At 73.7% G+C, this 22,245-nt stretch carries 24 protein-coding genes; 16 read left to right on the forward strand and 8 right to left on the reverse strand.

Annotated features, from left to right (window positions below):
* Positions 1 to 505: acyltransferase (locus BD833_RS22215; protein ID WP_208092836.1), on the forward strand; the 505-nt coding region annotated here is incomplete at its 5' end.
* Here the strand turns inward: BD833_RS22215 and BD833_RS22220 are convergent.
* Together BD833_RS22220 and BD833_RS22225 are read right to left on the reverse strand one after the other, a co-directional pair.
* Positions 491 to 1,462, reverse strand: coding sequence for a Gfo/Idh/MocA family protein (locus BD833_RS22220; protein ID WP_166535345.1), 972 nt, complete (start codon positions 1,460 to 1,462; stop codon positions 491 to 493). The two genes, BD833_RS22215 and BD833_RS22220, sit on opposite strands and share 15 nt — an antisense overlap.
* Before the next feature lie 2 nt (positions 1,463 to 1,464).
* A complete protein-coding gene (locus BD833_RS22225) occupies positions 1,465 to 2,556 on the reverse strand; it encodes a DegT/DnrJ/EryC1/StrS family aminotransferase (protein ID WP_166535346.1) in 1,092 nt (363 codons plus the stop codon).
* Between the two features lie 96 nt (positions 2,557 to 2,652).
* Here BD833_RS22225 and BD833_RS22230 point away from each other — a divergent pair, with 96 nt between their 5' ends.
* Positions 2,653 to 3,402: an LbetaH domain-containing protein gene (locus BD833_RS22230; protein ID WP_208092837.1), complete on the forward strand. Its 750-nt coding sequence runs from the start codon at positions 2,653 to 2,655 to the stop codon at positions 3,400 to 3,402.
* Positions 3,403 to 3,447: 45 nt separating this feature from the next.
* Here BD833_RS22230 and BD833_RS22235 read toward each other — a convergent pair whose 3' ends face one another.
* A complete protein-coding gene (locus BD833_RS22235) occupies positions 3,448 to 4,878 on the reverse strand; it encodes a class II fumarate hydratase (protein ID WP_166535347.1) in 1,431 nt (476 codons plus the stop codon).
* Positions 4,879 to 5,046: 168 nt separating this feature from the next.
* Between BD833_RS22235 and BD833_RS22240 the strand changes: the two genes are divergently transcribed.
* Together BD833_RS22240 and BD833_RS22245 are read left to right on the forward strand one after the other, a co-directional pair.
* The gene (locus BD833_RS22240; protein WP_166535348.1) at positions 5,047 to 5,613 is read left to right on the forward strand and encodes a hypothetical protein; all 567 of its coding nucleotides are present in this window, start codon (positions 5,047 to 5,049) and stop codon (positions 5,611 to 5,613) included.
* A gap of 64 nt (positions 5,614 to 5,677) precedes the next feature.
* The gene (locus BD833_RS22245; RefSeq protein WP_166535349.1) at positions 5,678 to 6,295 is read left to right on the forward strand and encodes a DUF1707 SHOCT-like domain-containing protein; all 618 of its coding nucleotides are present in this window, start codon (positions 5,678 to 5,680) and stop codon (positions 6,293 to 6,295) included.
* A gap of 144 nt (positions 6,296 to 6,439) precedes the next feature.
* Here the strand turns inward: BD833_RS22245 and glpX are convergent, their stop codons facing one another.
* Positions 6,440 to 7,495 (reverse strand): class II fructose-bisphosphatase, encoded by a 1,056-nt coding sequence (gene glpX / locus BD833_RS22250; RefSeq protein ID WP_279536054.1) that lies wholly within the window; start codon positions 7,493 to 7,495, stop codon positions 6,440 to 6,442.
* Between the two features lie 130 nt (positions 7,496 to 7,625).
* On the opposite strand from glpX, the gene BD833_RS22255 reads away from it, so the two are divergent.
* Both BD833_RS22255 and BD833_RS22260 read left to right on the forward strand, forming a co-directional pair.
* On the forward strand, positions 7,626 to 8,258 hold the full coding sequence (locus BD833_RS22255; protein WP_166535350.1) for a DUF4245 domain-containing protein: 633 nt from the start codon (positions 7,626 to 7,628) through the stop codon (positions 8,256 to 8,258).
* Between the two features lie 138 nt (positions 8,259 to 8,396).
* Positions 8,397 to 8,678: a hypothetical protein gene (locus BD833_RS22260; protein ID WP_166535351.1), complete on the forward strand. Its 282-nt coding sequence runs from the start codon at positions 8,397 to 8,399 to the stop codon at positions 8,676 to 8,678.
* A gap of 27 nt (positions 8,679 to 8,705) precedes the next feature.
* On the opposite strand, the gene BD833_RS22265 is transcribed toward BD833_RS22260, so the two are convergent.
* From BD833_RS22265 to BD833_RS22275, 3 genes are all read right to left on the reverse strand, one after another.
* The gene (locus tag BD833_RS22265) at positions 8,706 to 8,921 is read right to left on the reverse strand and encodes an exodeoxyribonuclease VII small subunit (protein ID WP_166535352.1); all 216 of its coding nucleotides are present in this window, start codon (positions 8,919 to 8,921) and stop codon (positions 8,706 to 8,708) included.
* Positions 8,918 to 10,165, reverse strand: coding sequence for an exodeoxyribonuclease VII large subunit (gene xseA / locus BD833_RS22270; RefSeq protein ID WP_166535353.1), 1,248 nt, complete (start codon positions 10,163 to 10,165; stop codon positions 8,918 to 8,920). Before xseA ends, BD833_RS22265 begins: the two co-directional genes overlap by 4 nt.
* Before the next feature lie 70 nt (positions 10,166 to 10,235).
* Entirely contained in the window at positions 10,236 to 11,507 is a 1,272-nt protein-coding gene (locus BD833_RS22275) for a hypothetical protein (RefSeq protein WP_166535354.1), read from the reverse strand.
* A gap of 143 nt (positions 11,508 to 11,650) precedes the next feature.
* On the opposite strand from BD833_RS22275, the gene BD833_RS22280 reads away from it, so the two are divergent.
* Positions 11,651 to 12,625 (forward strand): 4-hydroxy-3-methylbut-2-enyl diphosphate reductase, encoded by a 975-nt coding sequence (locus BD833_RS22280; protein WP_166535355.1) that lies wholly within the window; start codon positions 11,651 to 11,653, stop codon positions 12,623 to 12,625.
* 23 nt (positions 12,626 to 12,648) lie between these two features.
* On the opposite strand, the gene BD833_RS22285 is transcribed toward BD833_RS22280, so the two are convergent.
* On the reverse strand, positions 12,649 to 13,473 hold the full coding sequence (locus BD833_RS22285) for an IclR family transcriptional regulator (protein ID WP_208092838.1): 825 nt from the start codon (positions 13,471 to 13,473) through the stop codon (positions 12,649 to 12,651).
* A gap of 150 nt (positions 13,474 to 13,623) precedes the next feature.
* Here BD833_RS22285 and BD833_RS22290 point away from each other — a divergent pair, with 150 nt between their 5' ends.
* From BD833_RS22290 to lhgO, 9 genes are read left to right on the forward strand one after another with little or no spacing between them, the layout of a single operon-like run.
* Positions 13,624 to 14,838 carry a CaiB/BaiF CoA transferase family protein gene (locus BD833_RS22290; RefSeq protein WP_166535357.1) on the forward strand — a complete coding sequence of 405 codons (1,215 nt, stop codon included), beginning with the start codon at positions 13,624 to 13,626 and terminating at the stop codon, positions 14,836 to 14,838.
* A gap of 2 nt (positions 14,839 to 14,840) precedes the next feature.
* Positions 14,841 to 15,623 (forward strand): enoyl-CoA hydratase-related protein, encoded by a 783-nt coding sequence (locus BD833_RS22295; protein ID WP_166535358.1) that lies wholly within the window; start codon positions 14,841 to 14,843, stop codon positions 15,621 to 15,623.
* Positions 15,620 to 16,081, forward strand: a complete 462-nt coding sequence (locus BD833_RS22300) for a PaaI family thioesterase (RefSeq protein ID WP_208092839.1) — start codon at positions 15,620 to 15,622, stop codon at positions 16,079 to 16,081. The genes BD833_RS22295 and BD833_RS22300 overlap by 4 nt, the downstream gene beginning before the upstream one ends.
* Positions 16,082 to 16,121: 40 nt before the next feature.
* Positions 16,122 to 17,105 carry a Bug family tripartite tricarboxylate transporter substrate binding protein gene (locus BD833_RS22305; protein ID WP_166535359.1) on the forward strand — a complete coding sequence of 328 codons (984 nt, stop codon included), beginning with the start codon at positions 16,122 to 16,124 and terminating at the stop codon, positions 17,103 to 17,105.
* Positions 17,102 to 17,638: a tripartite tricarboxylate transporter TctB family protein gene (locus BD833_RS22310; protein WP_166535360.1), complete on the forward strand. Its 537-nt coding sequence runs from the start codon at positions 17,102 to 17,104 to the stop codon at positions 17,636 to 17,638. The genes BD833_RS22305 and BD833_RS22310 overlap by 4 nt, the downstream gene beginning before the upstream one ends.
* A 17-nt stretch (positions 17,639 to 17,655) precedes the next feature.
* Positions 17,656 to 19,242, forward strand: coding sequence for a tripartite tricarboxylate transporter permease (locus tag BD833_RS22315; RefSeq protein ID WP_166535361.1), 1,587 nt, complete (start codon positions 17,656 to 17,658; stop codon positions 19,240 to 19,242).
* Positions 19,239 to 19,739, forward strand: coding sequence for an AbrB family transcriptional regulator (locus BD833_RS22320; RefSeq protein WP_166535362.1), 501 nt, complete (start codon positions 19,239 to 19,241; stop codon positions 19,737 to 19,739). Before BD833_RS22315 ends, BD833_RS22320 begins: the two co-directional genes overlap by 4 nt.
* Positions 19,736 to 20,875: a CaiB/BaiF CoA transferase family protein gene (locus tag BD833_RS22325; RefSeq protein ID WP_208092840.1), complete on the forward strand. Its 1,140-nt coding sequence runs from the start codon at positions 19,736 to 19,738 to the stop codon at positions 20,873 to 20,875. Before BD833_RS22320 ends, BD833_RS22325 begins: the two co-directional genes overlap by 4 nt.
* Entirely contained in the window at positions 20,872 to 22,101 is a 1,230-nt protein-coding gene (gene lhgO / locus BD833_RS22330; RefSeq protein WP_166535363.1) for an L-2-hydroxyglutarate oxidase, read from the forward strand. Before BD833_RS22325 ends, lhgO begins: the two co-directional genes overlap by 4 nt.
* Positions 22,102 to 22,245: the final 144 nt, after the last annotated feature.

Consider the following 22,245-nt stretch of genomic DNA (forward strand, 5'->3'; position numbering starts at 1 on the left):
CCCCCACGATGCCGTCCCCCACGATGCCGTCCCCCACGATGCCGTCCCCCACGATGCCGTCCCCCACGATGCCGTCGCGTTGCCGGCCAACCCGTACAACCCGCACGCCTGGGTGATCGGCGACCCGGAGATCGGCCCCGGGACCTGGATCGGCGCGTTCACCGTCGTCGACGGGTCCGGCGGGCTCACCATCGGCGCGGGGTGCGACATCTCCTCGGGGGCGCAGATCTACACCCACTCCTCGGCCCGCCGGTGCGTCTCCGGCCGCGCGTTCGCCGAGGTGGAGCGCGCGCCGGTGCGGATCGGGAACTGCGTGTTCGTCGGCGCCGGGGCGGTCGTCAGCATGGGCGTCACGATCGGCGAGCACAGCGTCGTGGCGGCCGGCGCCGTGGTCACCCGCGACGTCCCGCCGTTCACCGTCGTCGCCGGCGTGCCGGCCCGGCCGACCGCGCGCGTGGTCCTGACCGGGGACGACGTCCGCTTCGACCCGCTACCGGCGGGCTGAGGCCGCCGCGCTCTCCACGGCGCGCGCCACCACGCGGTGGGCCGGCAGGATCGCCGCCCGCTCCGCGGCGGGATCGGCGGCGCCCTCGAGCAGGTCCACGAAGTGCGCCAGCTGCGCCGCCAGCGGCTCCCCGAGCGGGGCGATCATCGGGATCTCGATGACCGTCTGCTGGCGGTACCCCAGACCGTCGTCGGTCGCGGCCTCGCCGGCCACGTGGCGGTAGATGGTGACCGCCTGGCGCAGCAGGTCGACCTCGATCGCCCGGTCGACCTCGGTGATCGTCACGCTGCGGACCTTGCGCTGGCCGATCCGCGACGCCGACAGCGCGGCGAGCCGCCCGCCCGGGAAGCCCAGCTGGACCTCGGCGACGTCCTCGGCGTCGGACGCCGAGGACGGGTGGAAGTGGCCGAACTGCGCGGCGACCGACGAGGGCTGGTCGCCCAGCAGCCCCAGGGCGATGTCCACGTCGTGCACCAGCAGGTCCCACGCCACCCCGGTGCGGATCCGGGGCGCGTACGGCGAGTGGCGCTGGGCGTTCACGTGCACCGGGTCGCGGGTGAGCCGGGCGGCGGTCGCGACGGCGCTGTTGTACCGCTCCAGCAGCCCGCACATGATCGGCACGTCGGCGGCCGCGGCGGCGGCCACGATCGCCTCGCTGTCGGCCAGGCTGTCGGCCAGCGGCTTCTCGACCAGGAGCGGGAGGCCGGCGCCGATCACCTCGAGGGCGATCGGGTGGTGCGCGCTCGTCGCGGCGGCCACGACGACGGCGTCCGCGCCGTCCAGGCCGGACAGGTCCGGCGCCCAGCGGGCACCGAACCGCTCGGCCACCGCGCGGCCGACGGCCTCGGCGGGCTCCACGACGACGGCCAGCTCGGCACGTGGGGAGCTCTGGATCACCCGGGCGTGCAGCGCTCCCATGGCGCCGGCGCCCACGACGGCGATGGCAGGTCCGGGCACGGTCAGGCTCCCAGCACGCCGCGGAACCGGGCCACCACGGTGTCCAGCTCGGCCTCGGTGAGGTGCTGGTGGACCGGCAGCGACAGGCAGCGCCGGGCGACGGACTCGGCGACCGGGACGTCGGCGGACACCACGCGCGGGTCCGCGCGGTAGCAGTCGTGGTCGAACACCGTCCGCGGGTAGTAGATCCCGCTGCCGACGCCACCGGCGGCGAGGTCGGCCACCACGCGGTCGCGGTCGGTGCCCTCGGGGAGCAGCACGGTGTACTGGTGCCAGACGTGCGAGCGGCCCGGCAGCTGGCGGGGGAGCCGCAGGTCGGGCACGTCGGCCAGCCCGGCGGTGAGGCGGTCGGCGTTGTGCCGGCGCCGGTCGGCGATCTCGGCGGTCCGCGCAACCTGGGGCAGCCCGACGGCGGCGTGCAGGTCGGTCATCCGGTAGTTGTGGCCGGCCATCTCGTACTGGTAGCGGGCCCGCATGCCCTGGTTGCGGAGCACCCGCAGCCGATCGGCGACCGTGGCGTCGGCGGTGGTGACCATGCCGCCCTCGCCGGTGGTCAGGTTCTTGGTGGCGTAGAAGGAGAAGCAGCCGATGCCGAAGGCGCCGGCGCCCCGGCCCCCGTAGGCGGCGCCGTGGGCCTGGGCGGCGTCCTCGACCAGCCGCAGGCCGTGCCGGTCGGCGATCGCGGTGAGCGGGTCCATGTCGGCGGTCTGGCCGTAGAGGTGCACCGGCATCAGCGCCGCCGTCCGGTCGCCGACGACCGCCTCCACCGCGGTGGGGTCGACGGCGAAGTCGGCCTCCCGGATGTCGGCGAACCGGGCGGTCGCCCCGGCCTCCAGGATCGCGTTCAGCGTGGCGGCGAAGGTGAACGGGGAGGTCACCACCTCGTCCCCGGGGCGCAGGTCCAGCACCTGCAGCGCCGCGACCAGGGCCGTGGTCCCGTTGCTGACCGCCACCGCGTGCGGCACGCCGACGACCTCGGCGAAGGCCCGCTCCAGCCGTTCGACCACCGGTCCCTGGGCCAGGGAGCCGGACCGGAGGACGTCGAGGACGAACGGTTCGGCGTCGCGGACGTCGACCTTGCTGATGGGGATCACTGGGGAGGCTCAGACCTTGCCGACGAGGATCACGGATGGGCGCGGACGCCCCCCGTACCGTAACCGCCGGTACACCTCCCGCTTCCCATCCGGGCGGTGCCGGACGACGACGCCGAGCGGGCCGGACCCGCCGACCGGAGGACGAGCATGGGCAACCTGGTGCACCCGACCGCGATCATCGGTCCCGGCGTGGAGCTCGGCGCGGACACCGTCATCGGTCCGTACGCCGTGCTCACGGGGCCGTTGCGCGTCGGGGACCGCACCTGGATCGGTGCGCACGCGGTCATCGGCGCGCCGCCGGAGGTCCGCGGCCACGAGCACGGGCTCCCCTGGGGCGGGGAGCCGGTGAGCGCCGGCGTGGAGATCGGCGCCGACACCGTGCTGCGGGAGTTCACCACCGTGCACGGCGGGACGTACCGGGCCACTCGGATCGGCAGCCGCTGCTACGTCATGAACCAGGTCTACGTCGGCCACGACGGCCTGGTCGAGGACGACGCCACGCTGTCGGGCAACGCGACCCTCGCCGGTCACGTCGTGCTGGGAGCGGGCGTCACGCTGGGGATGTCCTGCACGGTCCACCAGCGGCGGGTCGTCGGCCCGGGCGCGATGGTCGGCATGGGGTCGGTGGTCACCCGCGACGTGCCGCCCTTCGCCAAGGCCTTCGGTTCACCGGCGCGGGTGCAGGGGGTCAACGAGGTCGGCATGAGCCGCGGCGGGCTCGGCGGGGACGACATCGCCGCGCTGGCCGAGCGCTACGGGAACGAGGAGCCGACGACGTCGTGGACGCCGCCGGAGGCGCTGCGACCGGCCTGGGAGTGGTGGCTCGCGCGCACGAGCGCGGGCTGAGCCGCCGCACCGGCCCCGGGTGCGGGGGCCGGTGCGGCGAGCGGCTCAGGGGTGGGTCATCGACAGGACGTCGAGCGCCTCGTCGAGCTGGGCCTCGGTGAGCTTGCCCTGCTCGACGTAGCCGCGCTCGACGACGACCTCGCGGATCGTCTTCTGCTCGGCCAGCGACTGCTTGGCGACCTTGGCCGCCTCCTCGTAGCCGATGTACTTGTTCAGCGGCGTGACGATGGACGGGGAGGACTCCGCGTAGGTGCGGCACTGCTCGACGTTGGCGGTGACGCCGTCGACGCACCGGTCGGCGAGCAGCCGGCTGACGTTGGCCAGCAGCCGGATCGACTCCAGCACGTTGCGGGCCATCAGCGGCAGCGTCACGTTGAGCTCGAAGACGCCGGTGGTGCCGGCGTAGGTGACCGCGGCGTCGTTGCCGATCACCTGGGCGCCCACCTGGATGACCGCCTCGGGGATGACCGGGTTCACCTTGCCGGGCATGATCGAGCTGCCCGGCTGCAGGTCGGGGAGGGCGATCTCGCCGAGCCCGGTGCGGGGGCCCGAGCCCATCCACCGCAGGTCGTTGGCGATCTTGATCAGCCCGACGGCGATCGTCTTGAGCTGGCCGGAGGCCTCCACCAGCGAGTCCCGGGAGCTCTGCGCCTCGAAGTGGTCGCGCGCCTCGGTGAGCGGCAGCTCCATCTGGCCGGCCAGCTTCTCGATGATCGCCGCGGCGAACCCGGGCGGGGTGTTGATGCCGGTGCCCACGGCGGTGCCGCCGAGGGGCAGCTCGCCGATGCGCGGCAGCGAGGCCTCGAGCCGCTCGACGCCGTAGCGGACCGCCGCGGCGTAGCCCCCGAACTCCTGGCCCAGCGTCACCGGGGTGGCGTCCATGAGGTGGGTGCGGCCGCTCTTCACGACCTCCGCGAACTCCTCGGCCTTCCGCTGCAGGGAGGCCTCGAGGTGGCGCAGGGCCGGGATCAGGGTGACCACGACGGCGCGGGTGGCGGCGATGTGGATCGCCGAGGGGAAGACGTCGTTCGACGACTGCGAGGCGTTGACGTGGTCGTTCGGGTGCACCGGCGCGCCGAGCGCCTCGGTGGCCAGCGAGGCGATGACCTCGTTGGTGTTCATGTTGCTCGACGTCCCCGAGCCGGTCTGGAAGACGTCGATCGGGAAGTGCTCGTCCCAGTCGCCGCGGGCGACGGTCGCGGCGGCCGCGGTGATGGCGTCGGCGATCGACCGGTCGAGGACGCCGAGATCGGCGTTGACGGCGGCCGCCGCGCCCTTGATCGCCGCCAGGGCGCCGATCAGCTCCCGCTCGATCGGCGTGCCGGAGATCGGGAAGTTCTCGACGGCGCGCTGGGTCTGCGCCCGCCACTTGGCCCATGAGGGGACGCGGACCTCGCCCATGGAGTCGTGCTCGATGCGGAAGTCGCCGGTGTCCTGGCCGTTGCCGTCCTGCGCTGCGCCGTTCTGCTGGGCCACGCTGTGCTCCCGGTGGTGTGGATGGTGACAGTGCTCCGCACGGGACCCTAGACACCCGCGGGGCGGCGCGTCGGTCCCGGCCTCGGTGCCGGCCGCCGATGCCGTCGCCGGGCGCCGGTGGCGCCCGACGCAGCGCCGGTGCCCGGCGCGAGCCCCGAGGAGCGCCGCATGTCCCAGCCACCCCTGCCCGACTGGGCCGCGTCGACCCCCGCCTGGGAGCCGGCGGTGCCGCAGCCACCGGTCCCCGCGGTCCCGCCGGCGCCCGCGGGCGCCCGCTGGGGCGTCGCCGGCGCGGCGCTGGCCGGGGCGGCCGTCGGCGCGGTGGCGGCCGGGGCCCTGGTGGCCGCCGTCTTCGTCGGCAGCGCCGAGGACATCGGCCGGTCGATGGCGCAGGAGCTGGCTCCCGGGATCAGCGAGGGGATCGCCGAGGGGATCGCCGAGGGCACCCGCGAGCAGATGGAGTCGGCGATGGGTCTGCTGGAGGAGGAGGCCCTGGGCTGGTACGGCGGGATGCCCGCGGGCGACGTCGAGCAGTTCCCGGCCGTGCCGCCGGCCGACCTGGGCCCGGACGCGACGCTCGACGCCTACGCGCTGAGCTGCTTCGACGGCGACCTGCAGGCCTGCGACGACCTGCTGTACGAGTCGCCCCCGCTGTCGGACTACGAGACCTACGCCACCACCTGCGGCGGCCGGGTGAAGCCCTACGCGGTGCCGCTGTGCACCGAGCTGGAGTGAGCACCGGGCCGGACCGGGCTCGGGAAGGTCGGCTGGGCGGCCGATCTCGGCTACCGTCCGGACCGTGAGCGAGCACGAGGCGACGCCCCCCGCGGTGCGTGTCTCGGACGCCGAGCGGGAAGCCGTGGTGGCCCAGCTGCAGACCGCCGTCGGCGAGGGCCGGCTGGACCTCGACGAGTTCGGCCAGCGGGCCGGCGCCGCCTACGCGGCGGTCACCCGCGCCGAGCTCGACGCGCTGGTGGCCGACCTGCCGGCCGGTGCCGCACCGCCGCCGGAGATCGTCGGGCAGCGCGTCGCGCCGGAGATCATCTCCGACGTGTTCGGCGACGTCCGGCTCACCGTCACCACCGAGCCGCCGCGGCGGGTCTCCTCGGTGTTCGGCGACATCCGGATCGACCTGCGCAACCTGCGCACCGTCTCCGACCGGATCGAGCTGCACCTCGGCAGCACGTTCGGCAACATCGACGTGATCGTCGCCGAGGGCGTCGACGCCGAGCTGCACGGCCGGACCATCTTCGGCAACCGCACGGTCGACCTGGCCCCGGTGCAGCGGCTGGCGGGCACCCCGCTGGTGGTCGTGCACGGGAAGTCGATCTTCGGTGACCTCCGGCTGCGCAGCCTCGCGCCGGGGGAGTCGGCCAGCCGGTGGCGTGCGCTGCTGGACCGGCTCGCCGAGCGGTGACGATGACACCGTGATCCTCCGGACCACACCGCGGCCAGGTGCCGTCCCCGGGTGCGCTGAGCCGCTGCGTCACGGCTGCGCGGGACCCTCCGGGCCCCGCTCGGCGCGACCTCCGTCGGGCTCGCGCTCGTGGCCTGCCGCCGGCTACCCGTCGCCGTCGAAGGAGACCGCGGAGTACGCCCGCAGCTTGGCCAGCGAGTGCAGGCTGTCGATCGACCGGATCGTGCCGGAGCGGGACCGCATGACCAGGGACTGCGTGGTACAGCCGCCGGCGACGTACCGCACCCCGCGCAGCAGCTCGCCGTCGGTGATGCCGGTGGCGACGAAGAAGACGTCACCCCGCACCAGGTCGTCGATGTGCAGCACCCGGTCCAGGTCGTGGCCGGCGCCGATCGCCTTCTGCCGCTCCTCGTCGTCCTTCGGCCACAGCCGGCCCTGGAGGGCGCCGCCCATGCACTTGAGCGCGCAGGCGGCGATGATCCCCTCGGGGGTGCCACCGATCCCCAGCAGCAGGTCGACGCCGGTGCCCTCGCGGGCCGCGGCGATGGCGCCCGCGACGTCGCCGTCGGTGATGAACTTGATCCGGGCGCCGGCCTCCCGGACCTCCTGCACCAGCGTCGCGTGCCGGGGCCGGTCCAGGATGCAGACGGTGACGTCGCCGGTGGAGCAGAGCTTGGCCTTGGCGATGCGGCGGATGTTCTCCGCGACCGGGACGGTGATGTCGACGACGTCGGCGGCGGCCGGCCCGGTGGCCAGCTTCTCCATGTAGAAGACCGCCGACGGGTCGTACATGGCGCCCCGCTCGGCGACGGCCATGACAGCGATCGCGTTCGGCATGCCCTTGGCCATCAGGGTGGTGCCGTCGATCGGGTCGACGGCCACGTCGCACTCCGGGCCGTTCCCGTCGCCCACCTGCTCGCCGTTGTAGAGCATGGGCGCCTCGTCCTTCTCGCCCTCACCGATGACGACGACGCCGTTCATGCTCACCGTGCCGATGAGCGCCCGCATCGCGTCGACCGCGGCGCCGTCACCGCCGTTCTTGTCGCCGCGCCCCACCCAGCGCCCGGCGGCCATCGCGGCGGCCTCGGTGACCCGCACCAGCTCGAGGGCGAGGTTGCGGTCGGGGGCGGGGCGGTCCGTGCTGAAGCTGCGCCCGGAGGTGGACGCGGGAAGGGTGCCATCGGGCAGGGGCAGCGACACGGGACCTCCTGGTTGGGCCACCGGGTGGTGGCGCCGCCCGATCCTGGCCGGGCCGGCGCGTCCGCGCCGGTGGGAGGCCGCACGGACGCTGGGCAGCGGGGTGGGGGAGCTCTCCTGCGATCCTAGGGGCATGACCGGAATCGGCCCGACGAGCCAGCGTCCTCCGCTCCCCGACGACGCGGCCGCCCCGCAGCAGGAGCCGCCGCCGGCGGCGTCCGCGGTGGAGCGGGCCAACCGGATGAGCGCCGCGAACATGATCCGCTCGCTGCTGCCGCTCATCGTGATCTGCCTGCTGGTGGTCGGCTGGCAGGCGTTCCTCCGCAACCCCGAGGACCCGGTGCTCGAGATCGACCCCACCAACACCCTGCGGCTGGCCGACGCGCGGGCCGGCTACGGCCTGCTGGTGCCCGAGGACCTCGACGAGGGCTACCGGCCGACCAGTGCGCGCACCGACGCCGGCAACGCCGCGGAGGGCGAGCCGGTGACGCTGCAGATCGGCTACCTGACCCCGTCGGGGGCCTACGCCGGCTTCGTGGTCAGCGACGACCCGGAGGCGGAGGCGCTGACGGCGGTCCTCGGCACCCCGGACGCCGACGGCGACCCCGTCGAGATCGACGGCGAGCAGTGGCTCCGGTCGACCACCGCGCGCGGGGAGACCGCCCTCTCCCGCACCGAGGAGGGGGTCACCCTGCTGGTCAGCGGGTCGGCCGACGAGGACGAGCTGCGCACCGTGGCCGGCGCGGTGGAGCCGTACGAGGGCTGACCGGCGAGCGCCGCTGGACGGGCGACGTCGCAGGTCACGACTTCGTGACTTCCCGTGCGTCGGGACGACGGCACCGGCCGCACCCAGCAAGCTGTCGCCCATACGGCCACGGAACACCGACCTCCCGAGGAGACCGAGATGCAGCCCAGCGACGACTGCCCGGCCGGCGATCACCGGACGCCCGACCTCGGCGGTTCCTGCGCCTGCGGGATGGTGACCCGGATCCCCGCGGCCCCCGCTCCGGCGAACGCGGACGTGCGTGACGTGCTCGCGCGCTGCCTCGACGACGGCGTTCCCGGCCCGGTCGCGGCGGGGACGGCGCAGCCCGGGGTGGAGGAGCGGGTCGACCGGGTGCTCGCGGCCTTCGCCGACGCCGGCCTCGTGGTCTCCCCGGAGCTCCGCCTGGACTCGCCGGCCTGACCCGGCCCACTCGGCTCTTCCTGCCGCTCAGCCCTCCTCGGCGTCCCCCGGGGCCGCGGCGGCCAGCCGCTCCCGCGCGCGGTCCAGCCAGTGCTGGCACACGCGGGCGAGCTCCTCGCCGCGCTCCCAGAGGGTGAGCGACTCCTCCAGGGTGAGACCACCGGCCTCCAGCCGGCGGACCACGTCGGCGAGCTCCTCGCGGGCCTGCTCGTAGGTGGTCGTCGGCTCGTCGGGGGCGTTCATGCGGGGATCTCCTCGGGAGGGCCGGCGGGGTCGGCGGTGCGGTCGACGCGGACGGGCAGCCGGCCCCCGGCGACCCGCACCCGGAGCAGCTCGCCGTCGGCGACCGCGGCGGGGTCGCGGACCAGCGAGCCGTCGTCGCGCTGCACCACCGCGTAGCCGCGCTCCAGCGTCGCGGCGGGGGAGAGCGCGGACACCCGGGCGCGGGCGTGCTCCAGGTCGCGCTCGGCGCCCTCGACGCGGTGCAGCAGCGTCCGGTGGGCCCGGGTGCGCAGCCCCAGGACGTCGTCGGCGCGGCCGTGCAGCAGCCGTTCGGGGGAGGCCAGCGACGGGCGGCTGCGCACCGACTCCAGCCAGTGCAGCTGCTGGTCCAGGCGGGCGGTGACCAGGTGCCGGGCGCGGGCGCGCAGGCCGTCGACCAGCTGCCGCTGCTCACCGATCTCCGGCACGATGCGGTGCGCCGCGTCGGTCGGGGTGGCCGCCCGGACGTCGGCCACGTGGTCGACCAGCGTGGTGTCGGTCTCGTGGCCGACCGCGGTCACCACCGGCGTCCGGCAGGAGGCGATCGCCCGCACCATGCCCTCGTCGGAGAACGGGAGCAGGTCCTCCACGGAGCCGCCGCCGCGGGCCAGCACGATCACCTCGACGGCGGGGTCGGCGTCGAGCCGGCGCAGCCCGTCGATGACGTTCGCCGCCGCCTGGGGGCCCTGCACGGCGCAGTTGTGCACGGCGAACCGCACGGCCGGCCAGCGCCGCCGGGCGGTGACCAGAACGTCCCGCTCGGCCGCGCTGTCCCGGCCGGTGATCAGCCCGACCACGGCGGGGGCGAAGGGGAGCGGGCGCTTGCGGGCGACGTCGAACAACCCCTCGGCCGCCAGCAGCCGGCGGATCCGCTCGATGCGGGCCAGCAGCTCGCCGAGGCCGACCGCGCGGATCTCGGTGGCGCGCAGGGAGAACGAGCCGCGGGCGACGTAGTAGTCGGGCCGGGCGCGGACGATCACCCGGGCGCCCTCGGTGAGCTCGAGGCCGGGCCGGTCGGCGACGTCGCGGTGGCAGGTGACGGGGACCGACAGGTCGGCGGCGGGGTCCCGGAGCGTGAGGAAGACCGTCGCCGCGCCGCCGCGCCGCGACAGCTGGGCCACCTGGCCCTCCACCCAGACCTCGCCCAGCCGGCCGATCCAGTCGGCCACCTTGCGGGCCACCGTGCGCACCGGCCACGGCGACTCGGGGGAGGACGGCGCGGTCACGTTCCCGAGCGTGCCAGACGGCTCCGACACCACCGGGGCGCCCCTGGACCGGGGCGCCAGGACGCCTCCGTCAGGCGCCACCGCCGCGCGGGGCCAGCGGGCTGGAGTCGGCCGCCTGCTCCTCGAGCTTCTCCAGGCGGTTGCGCAGCATCCGCAGGTAGGGGTCGCGGGCCCGCGTCGCCTCCTCGTAGGCGAGCAGGTCGTCCACGGTGGAGAGCTGGTAGCCGCGCAGCCGCCCGCGGAGCTGGGCGATGGAGAAGCTGTCGTAGCCCTCGACCGGCGCGGCACCGGCGGCCTGCGCCCCCGAGACCTCGCTGCCGCCCTGCGGGTCGTCGGTGGGCGCCGCGGAGGTCTCCCCGACGGCGTCCACGGCCGCGCCCTCGGCCATGGCCGCGTCCACGTCGTCGGTGTCGCTGCTCCCCACGTCGGTGCGCACGCCGGTGGCGGCGGCGACCGGCGAGCCGCCCTCGTCGACGGCGACCGCGTCGGACCCGGGCTCGGTCCCGTCCGGCCCGGCGGCGGCATCGGTGGTGGCCACGGTCTCGTCGGTGGCCGCCTCGTCCAGCGGCGCCTCGACGGCGGCGATGCCCTCGTCGGTGACCGTGGCCTCGACGGTGTCGATCCCGCCGTCCGGCGTCAGCACGTCGACGGTGGTGGCGCCGTCGTCGGCGACCTCGTCCGCGGACGGGGCGTCCGTGCCGGAGGAGGGCGACTCCAGGAGGGTCTGCTCCAGGGCCTCGGCGTCCTCGGTGGCCACGCCGTCGGCGGCCGCGGGAGCGAGCGGGTCGGTGTCGGCGACCTCGGGGACCACCTCGTCGATGGCCAGCTCGTCCAGGACCTCGTCGGTGCTGGGAGCGTCGGCCGGCAGGTCCTCGAGGGCCTGCTGCGTCCGGTCCGCCCCGTCGGCGAGCTCCTCGGCGCCCTCGGCGAGGTCCTCGACCAGCCCCTGGCCGAGGTCGTCGATCGCCGCGACGACGGCGTCGGCGGCCGGGTCGTCGGGGAGGTCGGCCACCTCCTCGTCGCTGATCGAGGCGCCGTCGGGCACCCGGTCGAAGGCGGAGTCGCGGAAGCCGGTGGTGGCGGCGCCGGGTTCGGCGTCCTCGTCGTCGTCGAAGGTGGCCAGGCCCGGTTCGGCGTCCCCGCGCAGGCCGACCAGCAGCTCGTCGCCGCGGGCCACCAGGCCGGCGTAGGCCTGCTGCACCTTCATCGCGTGCTGCATGGCCATGCCGAGCGCGCGCACGGGCAGCCCGGGCAGGGTCGCGGGCAGCTTGCGGGTCTCGTCGAGCACGGTGGCCGCCAGACCGGCGGCGGCGCGGACAACCTCGGGGATCTCACGGGCCATGGGCACAGCGTGCCCCAGAACGCGCCGCCCGACACACCGACCAGCGATGATGCGCCCGGCCAGGGGATGGGACCGGTCACATCCGTGGCGGGTGCCACTCCGCTGCGGCCCGCCCCGCCGCCGGGCCCACCTACCATGGGCGCATGGCTGATCAGCGCGGACGTGTCCTGCTGGCCGATCCCCGGGGCTACTGCGCCGGTGTGGACCGGGCGGTGGTCGCCGTCGAGCGGGCGCTGGAGATCCACGGCGCGCCCGTGTACGTCCGCAAGCAGATCGTCCACAACAAGCACGTGGTGGCGACCCTCGAGCGGCGCGGCGCGATCTTCGTGGACGAGACCGACGAGGTGCCCGAGGGCTCGGTCGTCGTCTTCAGCGCGCACGGGGTCTCGCCGGCGGTGCACGAGGAGGCCGCTGCGCGGCAGCTGCACACCATCGACGCGACCTGCCCGCTGGTCACCAAGGTCCACCAGGAGGCCAAGCGGTTCGCCCGCGACGACTACGACATCCTGCTGATCGGCCACCGCGGTCACGAGGAGGTCGAGGGCACCTCCGGTGAGGCGCCGGCGCACATCCAGCTGGTCGACGGCCCGGACGACGTGGCCAACGTCCAGGTGCGCGACCCGGAGAAGGTCGTCTGGCTGTCGCAGACCACGCTGTCGGTCGACGAGACCCTCGCGACGGTGGACCAGCTCAGGAACCGCTTCCCGGGCCTGCAGTCCCCGCCGAGCGACGACATCTGCTACGCCACCCAGAACCGCCAGCAGGCCGTGAAGCAGATGGCCGCCGAGTGCGACCTGGTGCTGGTCGTCGGCTCCACGAACTCGTCGAACTCGGTGCGCCTGGTGGAGGTCGCGCTCGAGGCCGGCGCCCGCGCCTCGTACCTGGTCGACTTCGCGTCCGAGATCGATCCGGCCTGGCTGGCGGGCGTGGGCACCGTCGGGGTCACCAGCGGGGCCTCGGTCCCGGAGATCCTGGTCAGCGAGGTGCTCGACTGGCTGGCCGAGCGGGGCTACGCCGACGTCGGGACGGTCAAGGCCGCCGAGGAGCGCCTGGTGTTCGCCCTGCCGCACGAGCTGCGCCGCGCCGAGAAGGCCGCGCGCACCCCCTCGGCCGACTGACGGGCTGACCGACCGGCCGGCGGTCAGCGACCGCCGGCCCGCCGCGCGGTCTCCTCGACGCTGGACTCGGTCGCCCCGAGCTGCTCGGAGATGGCCCAGGCGTACCCGATGAGCCGGCGTCCCAGTTCGTCCGCGCGGGCATCGTCGATGCGCACGGCCGGGACGGAGATGCCCACGGCGCCGATGGCCCCTCCGGTGTGGTCGAACACCGGGGCCGCGACCGCCCGGATCCCGGAGGTGCGCTCGGCGTTGGACCCGGCGTAACCGCGCCGCCGCGCCTCCGCCAGCTCCGCCCGCAGCACCTCGGGATCGGTGATGGTCGCGGGCGTGATGGCGGTGATCGGCTGGACGAGCCACCGGTCCTGCTCCGCCGTCGGCAGCATCGACAGGATCGCCTTGCCCGGCGCGCCGTGCGGCAGCGGGATCGGCACCCCGATGTCGGTGTAGGTCCGGCGCAGCTCGTGGTGGCTCTCGACCTGGTCGACGACCACCCGCTCGCCCGAGGGCAGCAGCTCGTGCAGCCCCACGGTCTCGTCCACCTCGTCGCGCAGCTCGGTCATCACCGGCAGCGCCGCGTCCCGCAGCGTCGTCGGCAGCGCGCCGCTGCGGGCCAACTGCACCAGCAGCGGCCCCAACCCGTACCGGCGGTCCGGCGTCTGCCGCACCAGGCGGTTGGCCTGCATCGCCATGAGCAGGCGGTGCGTCGTCGTCGTCGACAGCCCGGTCGCGCGGGCGAGGTCGGAGATCCCGAGCGTCGGCCGGCGGGCGTCGAAGCAGCGCAGCAGCGCCACCGCCCGGTCGATCGACTGGACGCTGCTCCGGCCGGCAGCGCTGTCCCCGTCTCCCACGGTCTCTCCCGGTCGCTCGATGGTGCGTCCCCGCGGACCTCGCCCGCGGTTGTCGGAAATCAGCATGCCCGAGACCTTGACGCTATGGCGCACGTCACCCTACGGTCGTCCCACGACACGGAACTGTATCCCACATTACGGAAAGAGCCCATGCTTCCACTCGACGGCTTCCGGGTGCTCGACATGACCCGCTTCCTCTCCGGCCCCTACTGCACGATGGTGCTGGCCGAGTTCGGTGCAGACGTCATCAAGATCGAGCAGCCCGTGACCGGTGATGACTCCCGTCGCATGGCGCCGAAGGTGAACGGTGAGAGCTACCCGTTCGCCATGCCGAACCGCAGCAAGCGCAGCGTCTCCCTCGACCTGAAGTCCGAGCGCGGCAAGGAGCTCTTCCTCGAGCTCGCCAAGGACGCCGACCTGATCATCGAGAACTTCCGTCCGGGCGTCGTGAACCGCCTCGGCATCGGCTTCGAGGACGTCAAGGCGATCAACCCCGACATCCTCTACTGCTCGATCAGCGGCTTCGGGCAGACCGGCCCATACAAGGAGCGCCCGGGCTTCGACATCATGGCCCAGGGCGTCGCCGGCTTCATGCGGATGACCGGGGAGCCGGGCGGCAAGCCGGCGAAGGTCGGGATCGCCATCAACGACATCGCGGCCGGGGTCACCGCCGTCTACTCGATCATGGCGGCCGAGATGGTGCGCCGGGCCACCGGCGAGGGGCAGTACATCGACATCTCGCTGGTCGACGCCGGCCTGGCCTGGACCGTCTGGGAGTCCGGCGCCTACTTCGCCGACGGCGAGATCCCGCAGCCGACCGGCACCCGGCACCGCCGCTCCACCCCGTACCAGGCCTACCGCACGGCAGACGGCTACGTGGTGATCGGGGCCAACAACGACCGGCTGTGGCTGCGCCTCATCAACGACGTGCTCGGCGTCCCGGAGTGGGCCGAGGACCCGCGGTTCGCCACGCTGCCCGACCGCATGACGAACATCGACGAGCTCGAGCGCGAGATCGAGGCGATCACCACCACGGCCCCGACTCACGAGTGGATCGACCGGCTCGACAAGGCCGGCGTCGTCGGGGGCCCGGTGCTCAGCTACGACGAGTCGCTGCGGGACGAGCACGTGCTCGCGCGGGACATGGTCGTGGAGCTCGAGCACCCGATCATCGGCCCGATGAAGACCATCGGCCCGCCCGCCAAGTTCTCCGGGCTGGACTTCGCGGTCCGGGGCCCCGCCCCGTGGCTGGGGCAGCACACCGCCGTGGTGCTCGGCGAGGCCGGCATCGACGACGGCGAGATCAAGGAACTGTTCACCGAGGGCGTCCTGTTCGACGCCCACCCCGAGCTGCAGGAGCGCTGACCGTGTCCGACCACCTTCTCGTCGAGCGCAACGGTGCCATCGCCACCGTGGTGCTGAACAAGCCGCAGGCGCACAACGCCATCAGCATCGACATGTACCGCGACCTGCCGGCGATCATGGCCGAGCTCGACGCCGACAAGGACGTCAAGGTCGTCGTCCTTCGGGGCGCGGGGCAGAAGTCCTTCGCCTCCGGCGCCGACATCAGCGAGTTCGAGCAGGAGCGCTCGGACGCGGCCAAGGCCAAGAACTACAACGCGCACGTGGCGGCCGCCGAGCAGGCCATCGAGAACGTCTCCAAGCCGACGATCGCGATGATCCACGGCTACTGCATCGGCGGCGGCGCCGGCCTGGCGATGGCCTGCGACATCCGCTTCGCCGACGAGCGCGCCAAGTTCGCCATCACGCCGGCCAAGCTGGGCCTGGTCTACAGCCTCGAGTCCAGCAAGCGGGTCGTCGACCTGGCGGGCCCCTCACGGGCCAAGTGGATCCTCATGTCCGGCCAGCAGATCCAGGCCGAGCGCGCCCTGCAGCTGGGCCTGTTCGACGAGCTGTTCCCGGTGGAGGAGCTCGAGAAGGCGACCTACGAGTTCGCCGAACTCATCACCACCCGGGCCCAGTTCAGCGTCCGCGCCGGAAAGGTCATGGTGCAGAAGGTCGTCGCCGGGCAGGTCCGGGACGACGAGGCGACCACCGACCTGCGCAACTCCTCCTTCGACACCGAGGACTTCGCCGAGGGCGTCCGCTCCTTCCTCGAGAAGCGCCCGCCGCGCTTCGAGTGGTCGTGACCGAGCCCGCCGTGGCGTCGGTCGCCGTCGACCCGGTCGAGCGGGCCCGGGCCGCGGCCGCCGACCCGGCCGCGGAGTTCGGCAACTTCTTCCTGGCCCGGTTCCTGGACCTCGACATCAGCTACGACGACGAGGCCCAGACCTCCACGGTGGTGCTTCCGTACGCACCGTTCCTCTGCAACCCGCAGGGGACGATGCACGGCGGGATCATCGCGACGGCGATGGACATCTCCATGGGCCATCTGTGCCACCGCTTCCTCTCCACGGCCGTGACCGTGGAGATGCAGTTCCGCTTCTTCCGCCCGCTGGCGGGGACCGGCCGCATCGAGGGCCGGCTCCTGCGACCGGGGCGGCGCATCGTGCACCTGGAGTCCCGGCTGTACGACGAGCACGACCGGCTGGCCGCATTCGCGTCCGGCTCCTGGCACCGCTTGGACGGCGTCCAGAACCCTTCCTGATGATCCGGACCCGGCACTGACGCCGGTTGGAGGTACAGCAATGCGTACCAAGCTCATCACCGCGGCCGCCGCAGCAGCGTTGACCGTCTCGCTCACCGCCTGTGGCGCCGGCTCGACCGGCTCCGAGGGCTCCGGGGGCGGGGACTACCCGTCCGAGCCCCTGGACTGGACCATCGCCTTCGGCCCCGGGGGCGGGAACGACATCATGGCCCGCACCATGGTCGACATCCTCCAGAAGGAGGAGCTCTACCCGGAGAACATCGAGATCCAGAACCGGGAGGGCGGCAGCGGGGCGACCGGCTGGGGGTACCTCCTGGGCCAGTCGGGCTCCGGCTACGGGGTCTCCACGACGTCGGGCTCGTTCATCACCACGCCGCTGCAGGCCGACACCGGCTGGGAGCCCACGGACTTCACGCCCGTCGGGCTGTTCGCCACCGACGACGCCCTGCTGCTGGTGCCGGGCGAGGGCCCGATCGACACCTGGGAGCAGTGGGTCGAGGCCGCCAAGGCGGAGCGGCTCGTCGTCGGCGGCATCGGCACGGTCAACGTCGACTTCATCGTCAGCGCGATGCTCGCCGAGCAGGCCGGCTACGAGGTCGAGTACGTGCCGTTCAACGAGGAGGGCCAGCTGCAGACGGCGCTGCTGTCCGGCGCGGTGGACGCGATGATCTCCAACCCCGGGTCGATCCTCGGCCAGGTCGAGGCCGGCGACATGCAGCCGCTGATCTCCACCGCGCCGGAGCGGCTGGACGTCCTCCCCGACGTCCCGACCGCCGAGGAGCTGGGCTTCGAGGGCATCCCCTCCATGCCCCGTGGCCTGATCCTGCCGCCGGACGCGCCGGCCGAGGCGCAGGAGTGGTGGATCGACACCATGAAGGAGGTCGTCGAGACCCCTGAGTGGCAGGCGTACCTGGACGAGAACTACCTGTCCGAGGACCTCCGGTGGGGCGAGGACTTCACCTCGTACCTCACCGAGACCCAGGACCGGTTCGAGGAGATCCTCACCGAGCACGGGGCGCTGTGACCGCGCCCTCGGGGAGCACGACGGTGGGGCGGCGCGGTCTGCGCCGTCCCACCGGCAGGACCCTCTTCCTGGCCGTCCTGCTCGTGGTCCTCGCCGTCTACACCCAGATGGCCTTCGACATGGAGTGGCGGACGGTGGCCGGCCGGATCGGCGCCGGCTTCTTCCCCCGCATCATCGGGATCCTCGCCCTGGCGATCACCGCCTACGCGCTGGTCGTCAGCCTGCTGCCCGGCGCGGTGGACGGCGAGGACGAGCTGGGTGGCGAGGAGGAGGCGGGTGCGGCCGACCTCGGCCGGCACCCGCTGCCGATGCTCGTGGTGATCGGGCTGGCCGCGCTCGTCGTGATCGTCTTCATCCCGCTCGGGATGATCGTCGCGAGCGCGCTGTTCCTCGCCGCCGTCCTCTTCCTGCTCAACCGCGGGCGCCCGGTTATGAACGTGGTGCTCAGCCTGGCGGTGCCGGTCGCGGTGTACCTGCTGTTCCAGACCCTGCTGAACGCGGGCCTGCCTGGCGGCATCCTGCCGCGCTTCTAGAACCCGGAGACCCGACGTTGGACGTCTTCAATGATCTGGGCCAGGGGATCCTGGCCATCCTGACGGTGCAGAACGTGCTCCTGCTCGGCGCCGGCGTGCTCATGGGCATGGTCGTGGGCGTCATGCCCGGCCTGGGGCCCTCCGCCGGGCTGGCGATCCTGCTGCCGATCACGTTCACCCTCGACCCGACCGGCGCGGTCGTCATGCTCGCCGCCGTCTACTACGGCGCGATGTACGGCGGCACGATCACCTCGGTGCTGATCAACACCCCCGGTGAGTCGGCGACGGTGGCCAGCACGTTCGACGGCTACCCGATGGCCAAGCAGGGCCGGGCCGGCCCGGCCCTGGTCATGGCGGCGGTCGCCTCGTTCGTGGCCGGGACGATCGGCGCCATCCTGATCAGCGTGGCCGCGCCGCTCACGGCCTCGGTCGCGGCGAGCTTCGGCCCGCCGGAGCTGTTCCTCGTCGTGATCCTCGGTCTGCTCACGCTGATCGTGATCGTCGGCAAGAACCGGCTGCTCGGGGCGCTCTCGGCGCTGATCGGCTTCGCGCTGGCCACGGTCGGCATCGACATCGGTGGCGGGGAGCAGCGCTACACCTTCGGGTCGACCGAGCTGATCAACGGCATCGACTTCATCCCCGTGGCCATCGGCCTGTTCGGTGTCGGCGAGGTGCTGCACACGCTCTGGCGCGGCGGTCACCTCGAGAAGATCGGCTACTTCAGCGTGAGCGCCCGCAAGCGGGGGTTCTGGCCCACCAAGGCGGACCGGCGGGAGTCGCGGGGCCCCATGCTGCGCGGCTCGTTCCTCGGCTTCTTCGTGGGGACGGCGCCCGGCGCGGGCGCCACCGTGGCCTCGCTGATGTCCTACAACCTGGAGAAGTCCATCTCCCGGAAGCCCGAGCGGTTCGGCAAGGGCGCGATGGCCGGGCTGGTCGGCCCGGAGGCGGCGAACAACGCCGCCTCGGCCGGCGCGATGGTCCCGCTGCTCACCCTCGGCATCCCCGGGTCGGCGTCGACCGCGGTGCTCATCGGCGGCTTCCTGATGTGGGGGCTGCAGCCCGGGCCGCTGCTCATGGAGCAGAACCCGGAGTTCGCCTGGGGGCTCATCGCGAGCATGTACCTGGGCAACGTGATGCTGCTGCTGGTCAACATCTTCTGCATCCCGGTGTTCGCCAGCGTCGCCCGCGTGCCCTTCCGGGTGCTGGCGCCGATCATCCTGCTGGTCTGCATCGTCGGGACCTTCACCGTCAACGGCAGCATCATCGAGGTCGGCATCATGCTGGCCTGCGGCGTCCTCGGGTTCTTCATGCGCCGGTACGGCTTCTCGCCGGCCGCGCTGGTGATCGCCCTGGTGCTCGGGCCGCTGGGCGAGGAGACGCTGCGCCAGACGATGCTCATCTCCGGCGGTGAGTTCGGGATCTTCCTCGAGCGGGGCACCTCGGTCGCGCTGCTGAGCATCATGCTGGTCCTGGTTCTGGTGCCGCTGCTCACGCCGCGGTTGCGCCGCTTCACGGCGAGCCGGCTCGACGCCCTCAGCCGGCGCCGGCAGGAGCGCCGGGACGAGGCCGAGGCCTCGTCGGAGCGGGACCGGACGTCGGTGTGACCGTTGCCTCGGTCGCGACCACGCTGGCCGCGGCGCTGGTGGGCGCCGCCCTCGCCACCCTGCTCAAGCTGCCGGCGGCCCCGCTGCTCGGCGCGATGGTGGGCGTCGGCGTCGTGAAGCTGACCAGCGAGCTCACCTTCCAGATCCCGAACGCGGGGCGCTGGATCGTGTACGTGGCGGTCGGCTGGCTGCTCGGCCAGACGGTGACCAAGGACGCGCTGGTCGTCCTCCGGTCGCACGTCGTCGCCGTGCTGGTCTGCGTGGTCCTGTTCCTGGTCTTCGGGCTCGTCCTGGCCTGGGGGCTGTGGCGGTTCACCGACCTGGACGTGCACACCGCGCTGCTGGCCACCGCGCCCGGGGGGATCGCCCAGATGGGCGCGCTGTCGGTCGAGGCGAAGGTCAACGCGCCACTCGTCCTCACCGTGCACGTCCTGCGGATCACGTCGGTGATCGTGCTGATGAGCCTCGGTATGAAGTTGATGGGAGGAAAATCGTGACAGGCCCGCTGAGCGGTGTCCGGGTGGTCGACCTGAGCCGGGCCCTGGCCGGTCCGTACGCGACGATGATGCTGGCCGACGCCGGGGCCGAGGTGGTCAAGGTCGAGCCGCCGACCGGGGACGACAGCCGGGGGTGGCTGCCCTTCGTCGAGCGCGACGGGGCGCGCGAGTCGGCCTACTTCCTCGCCGCCAACCGGGGGAAGCGGTCGGTGCGGCTGGACCTCAAGACCGAGGACGGCGCCCGTGGCCTGCGGCAGCTGTGCCGGACGGCCGACGTGCTCGTGGAGAACTACCGCCCGGGGCTGCTCGACCGGCTGGGCCTGGGGCTGGAGTCGCTGCGGGCGGACAACCCCCGCCTGGTGACCCTCTCCATCACCGGTTTCGGGACGGGCGGTCCGGACGGGCACCGCCCGGGCTTCGACCAGATCCTCCAGGCCGAGGCCGGGCTGATGAGCCTGACCGGTGCACCCGACGGGGAGCCGACCCGGGTCGGCCTGCCGATCGCGGACCTGCTGGCCGGGATGTTCGGCGCCTTCGGGGTGAGCGCCGCCCTGCGGGAGCGGGAGACGACGGGGCGCGGCCGTGCGGTGGAGACCTCGCTGCTGTCGGCCGTCGTCGCGGTGCAGGCGTTCCACGGGGCCGGGTGGCTCACCGCGGGCGTCGAGCCGGTGCGCACCGGCAACCGGCACCCCTCGATCGCCCCGTACGGGGTGTTCCCCTGCGCCGATGCCTCGATCGTGGTGGCGGTCGGCTCGGAGAGCCTGTGGCGCCGGTTCGCCGAGGCGGTCGGCATCGACCCCGCCCGGCCGGACATCGCCTCGAACGACGACCGGGTGCGCAACGTGCACGCCCTGGAGGAGGAGATCGGCGAGATCCTGCGGACCCGCACCGCGGACGACACCCTCGCCGAGCTCAGCGCGGCCGGGGTGCCCGCCGGGCGGATCCGGACGATCCCCGAGGTCTACGACTGGGAGCAGGTGCGGCACCTGGGCCTGGTGCACGAGATGGAGCACCCCACGCTGGGCACCGTGGCCGTCCCCGGCTCGGCCCTGCGCTTCGACGGGGTGCCGGCGAGCAGCCCGATCGCGCCGCCGGTGCTCGGGCAGCACGAGGGAGGAGAGGTGGTCGACCGATGACCGGACCCAGGATCGCGGTGATCGGCGGAGGCATCGTCGGCGCCGCCGTCGCCGAGCGGCTGACGCGGGTGGACCCGACCGCGCGGGTCGTGCTGATCGAGAAGGAGGAGGGCCTGGCCCGGCACCAGACCGGCCGCAACAGCGGCGTCGTGCACGCCGGGCTCTACTACGCCCCCGGCTCGCTCAAGGCCACGCTGTGCCGCCGGGGCGTGGGGCTGCTCAAGGAGTACTGCGAGCGGCGCGGCGTCGCCTACGACGAGATCGGCAAGGTGCTGGTCGCGCTCGACGCGGCCGAGGAGGGCCGGCTCGGTGACATCGAGGAGCGGGCCCGGGCCAACGGCGTGCCCGGCGTGCGGCGGATCGACGCCGAGGAGCTCCGCCGGATCGAGCCGCACGTCCGCGGCGTGGCCGGGCTGCACTCGCCGACGACGGCGATCGTCGACTACCCGGGCGTCACCCGAGCGCTCGCCGCGGACCTGGTCGAGCGCGGGGGAGAGGTCCGGCTGGGCGTCGAGGTCGTCGGGCTGGCCGAACGCGGCGCGCAGGTGCTGGTGACCGGACGGGCCACCGACGGGTCGCGGAGCGAGGAGCTGTTCGACCTTGTCGTGGCCTGCGCCGGGCTGCAGGCCGACCGGGTCGCCGAGCTGGCCGGCGATGCGCCGGACCCGCGGGTGGTGCCCTTCCGCGGCGAGTACTACCTGCTCCGGCCCGAGCGCCGGCACCTGGTCCGGGGCCTGGTCTACCCGGTGCCCGATCCGCGCTACCCGTTCCTCGGGGTGCACCTGACCCCCCGGGTGGACGGCGAGGTGATGGTCGGCCCGAACGCGGTGATGGCGCTGGCCCGCGAGGGCTACGGCTGGACCACCGTCTCCCCGCGGGACCTCGCCGAGGTCGTCGGCTACCCGGGTTTCCGCCGCTTCGCCCGGCAGCACTGGCGCACCGGGATCAAGGAGATGGTGGGCTCGCTCAACAAGCGCGCCTTCGTCGCCGCCGCCCGCCGGTACGTGCCGGAGCTCTCGGTCGCCGACGTCGTCCCCGGTCCCCGGGGGATCCGGGCCCAGGCGCTGGACACCGACGGGGCGCTGGTCGACGACTTCCGGATCAGCCGCCGGGGCGCGGTCCTGGCCCTGCGGAACGCCCCCTCGCCCGGCGCGACCTCGTGCCTGGCGATCGCCGAGCACGTGGTCGACCAGGTGCTCGGGACCGACACGGCCGGCGCCGCGTGAGCGCGCCCGCCGGCCGGTCCACCATCCCGACGCCCGGAGGAGAAGAGCTGTGCGACTGACGTCCCTGCGGATCGATGGTGCCGAGCCGGCGGCGCTGGTGCGGCCGTCCGGTGCCGTGCTGCTCACCGCCGTGAACGAGGCCCT

This window comes from Blastococcus xanthinilyticus, from assembly GCF_008124835.1.
GTDB lineage: Bacteria > Actinomycetota > Actinomycetes > Mycobacteriales > Geodermatophilaceae > Blastococcus > Blastococcus xanthinilyticus.

Bases quoted from the DNA above. Each gene is read 5' to 3' on its own strand.
- BD833_RS22280 (WP_166535355.1), top strand. From the start codon at position 11,651: ATGGCTGATCAGCGCGGACGTGTCCTGCTGGCCGATCCCCGGGGCTAC.
- BD833_RS22240 (WP_166535348.1), top strand. From the start codon at position 5,047: ATGTCCCAGCCACCCCTGCCCGACTGGGCCGCGTCGACCCCCGCCTGG.
- BD833_RS22260 (WP_166535351.1), top strand. From the start codon at position 8,397: ATGCAGCCCAGCGACGACTGCCCGGCCGGCGATCACCGGACGCCCGAC.
- BD833_RS22275 (WP_166535354.1), bottom strand. From the start codon at position 11,507: ATGGCCCGTGAGATCCCCGAGGTTGTCCGCGCCGCCGCCGGTCTGGCG.
- BD833_RS22265 (WP_166535352.1), bottom strand. From the start codon at position 8,921: ATGAACGCCCCCGACGAGCCGACGACCACCTACGAGCAGGCCCGCGAG.
- lhgO (WP_166535363.1), top strand. From the start codon at position 20,872: ATGACCGGACCCAGGATCGCGGTGATCGGCGGAGGCATCGTCGGCGCC.
- BD833_RS22290 (WP_166535357.1), top strand. From the start codon at position 13,624: ATGCTTCCACTCGACGGCTTCCGGGTGCTCGACATGACCCGCTTCCTC.
- BD833_RS22305 (WP_166535359.1), top strand. From the start codon at position 16,122: ATGCGTACCAAGCTCATCACCGCGGCCGCCGCAGCAGCGTTGACCGTC.
- BD833_RS22255 (WP_166535350.1), top strand. From the start codon at position 7,626: ATGACCGGAATCGGCCCGACGAGCCAGCGTCCTCCGCTCCCCGACGAC.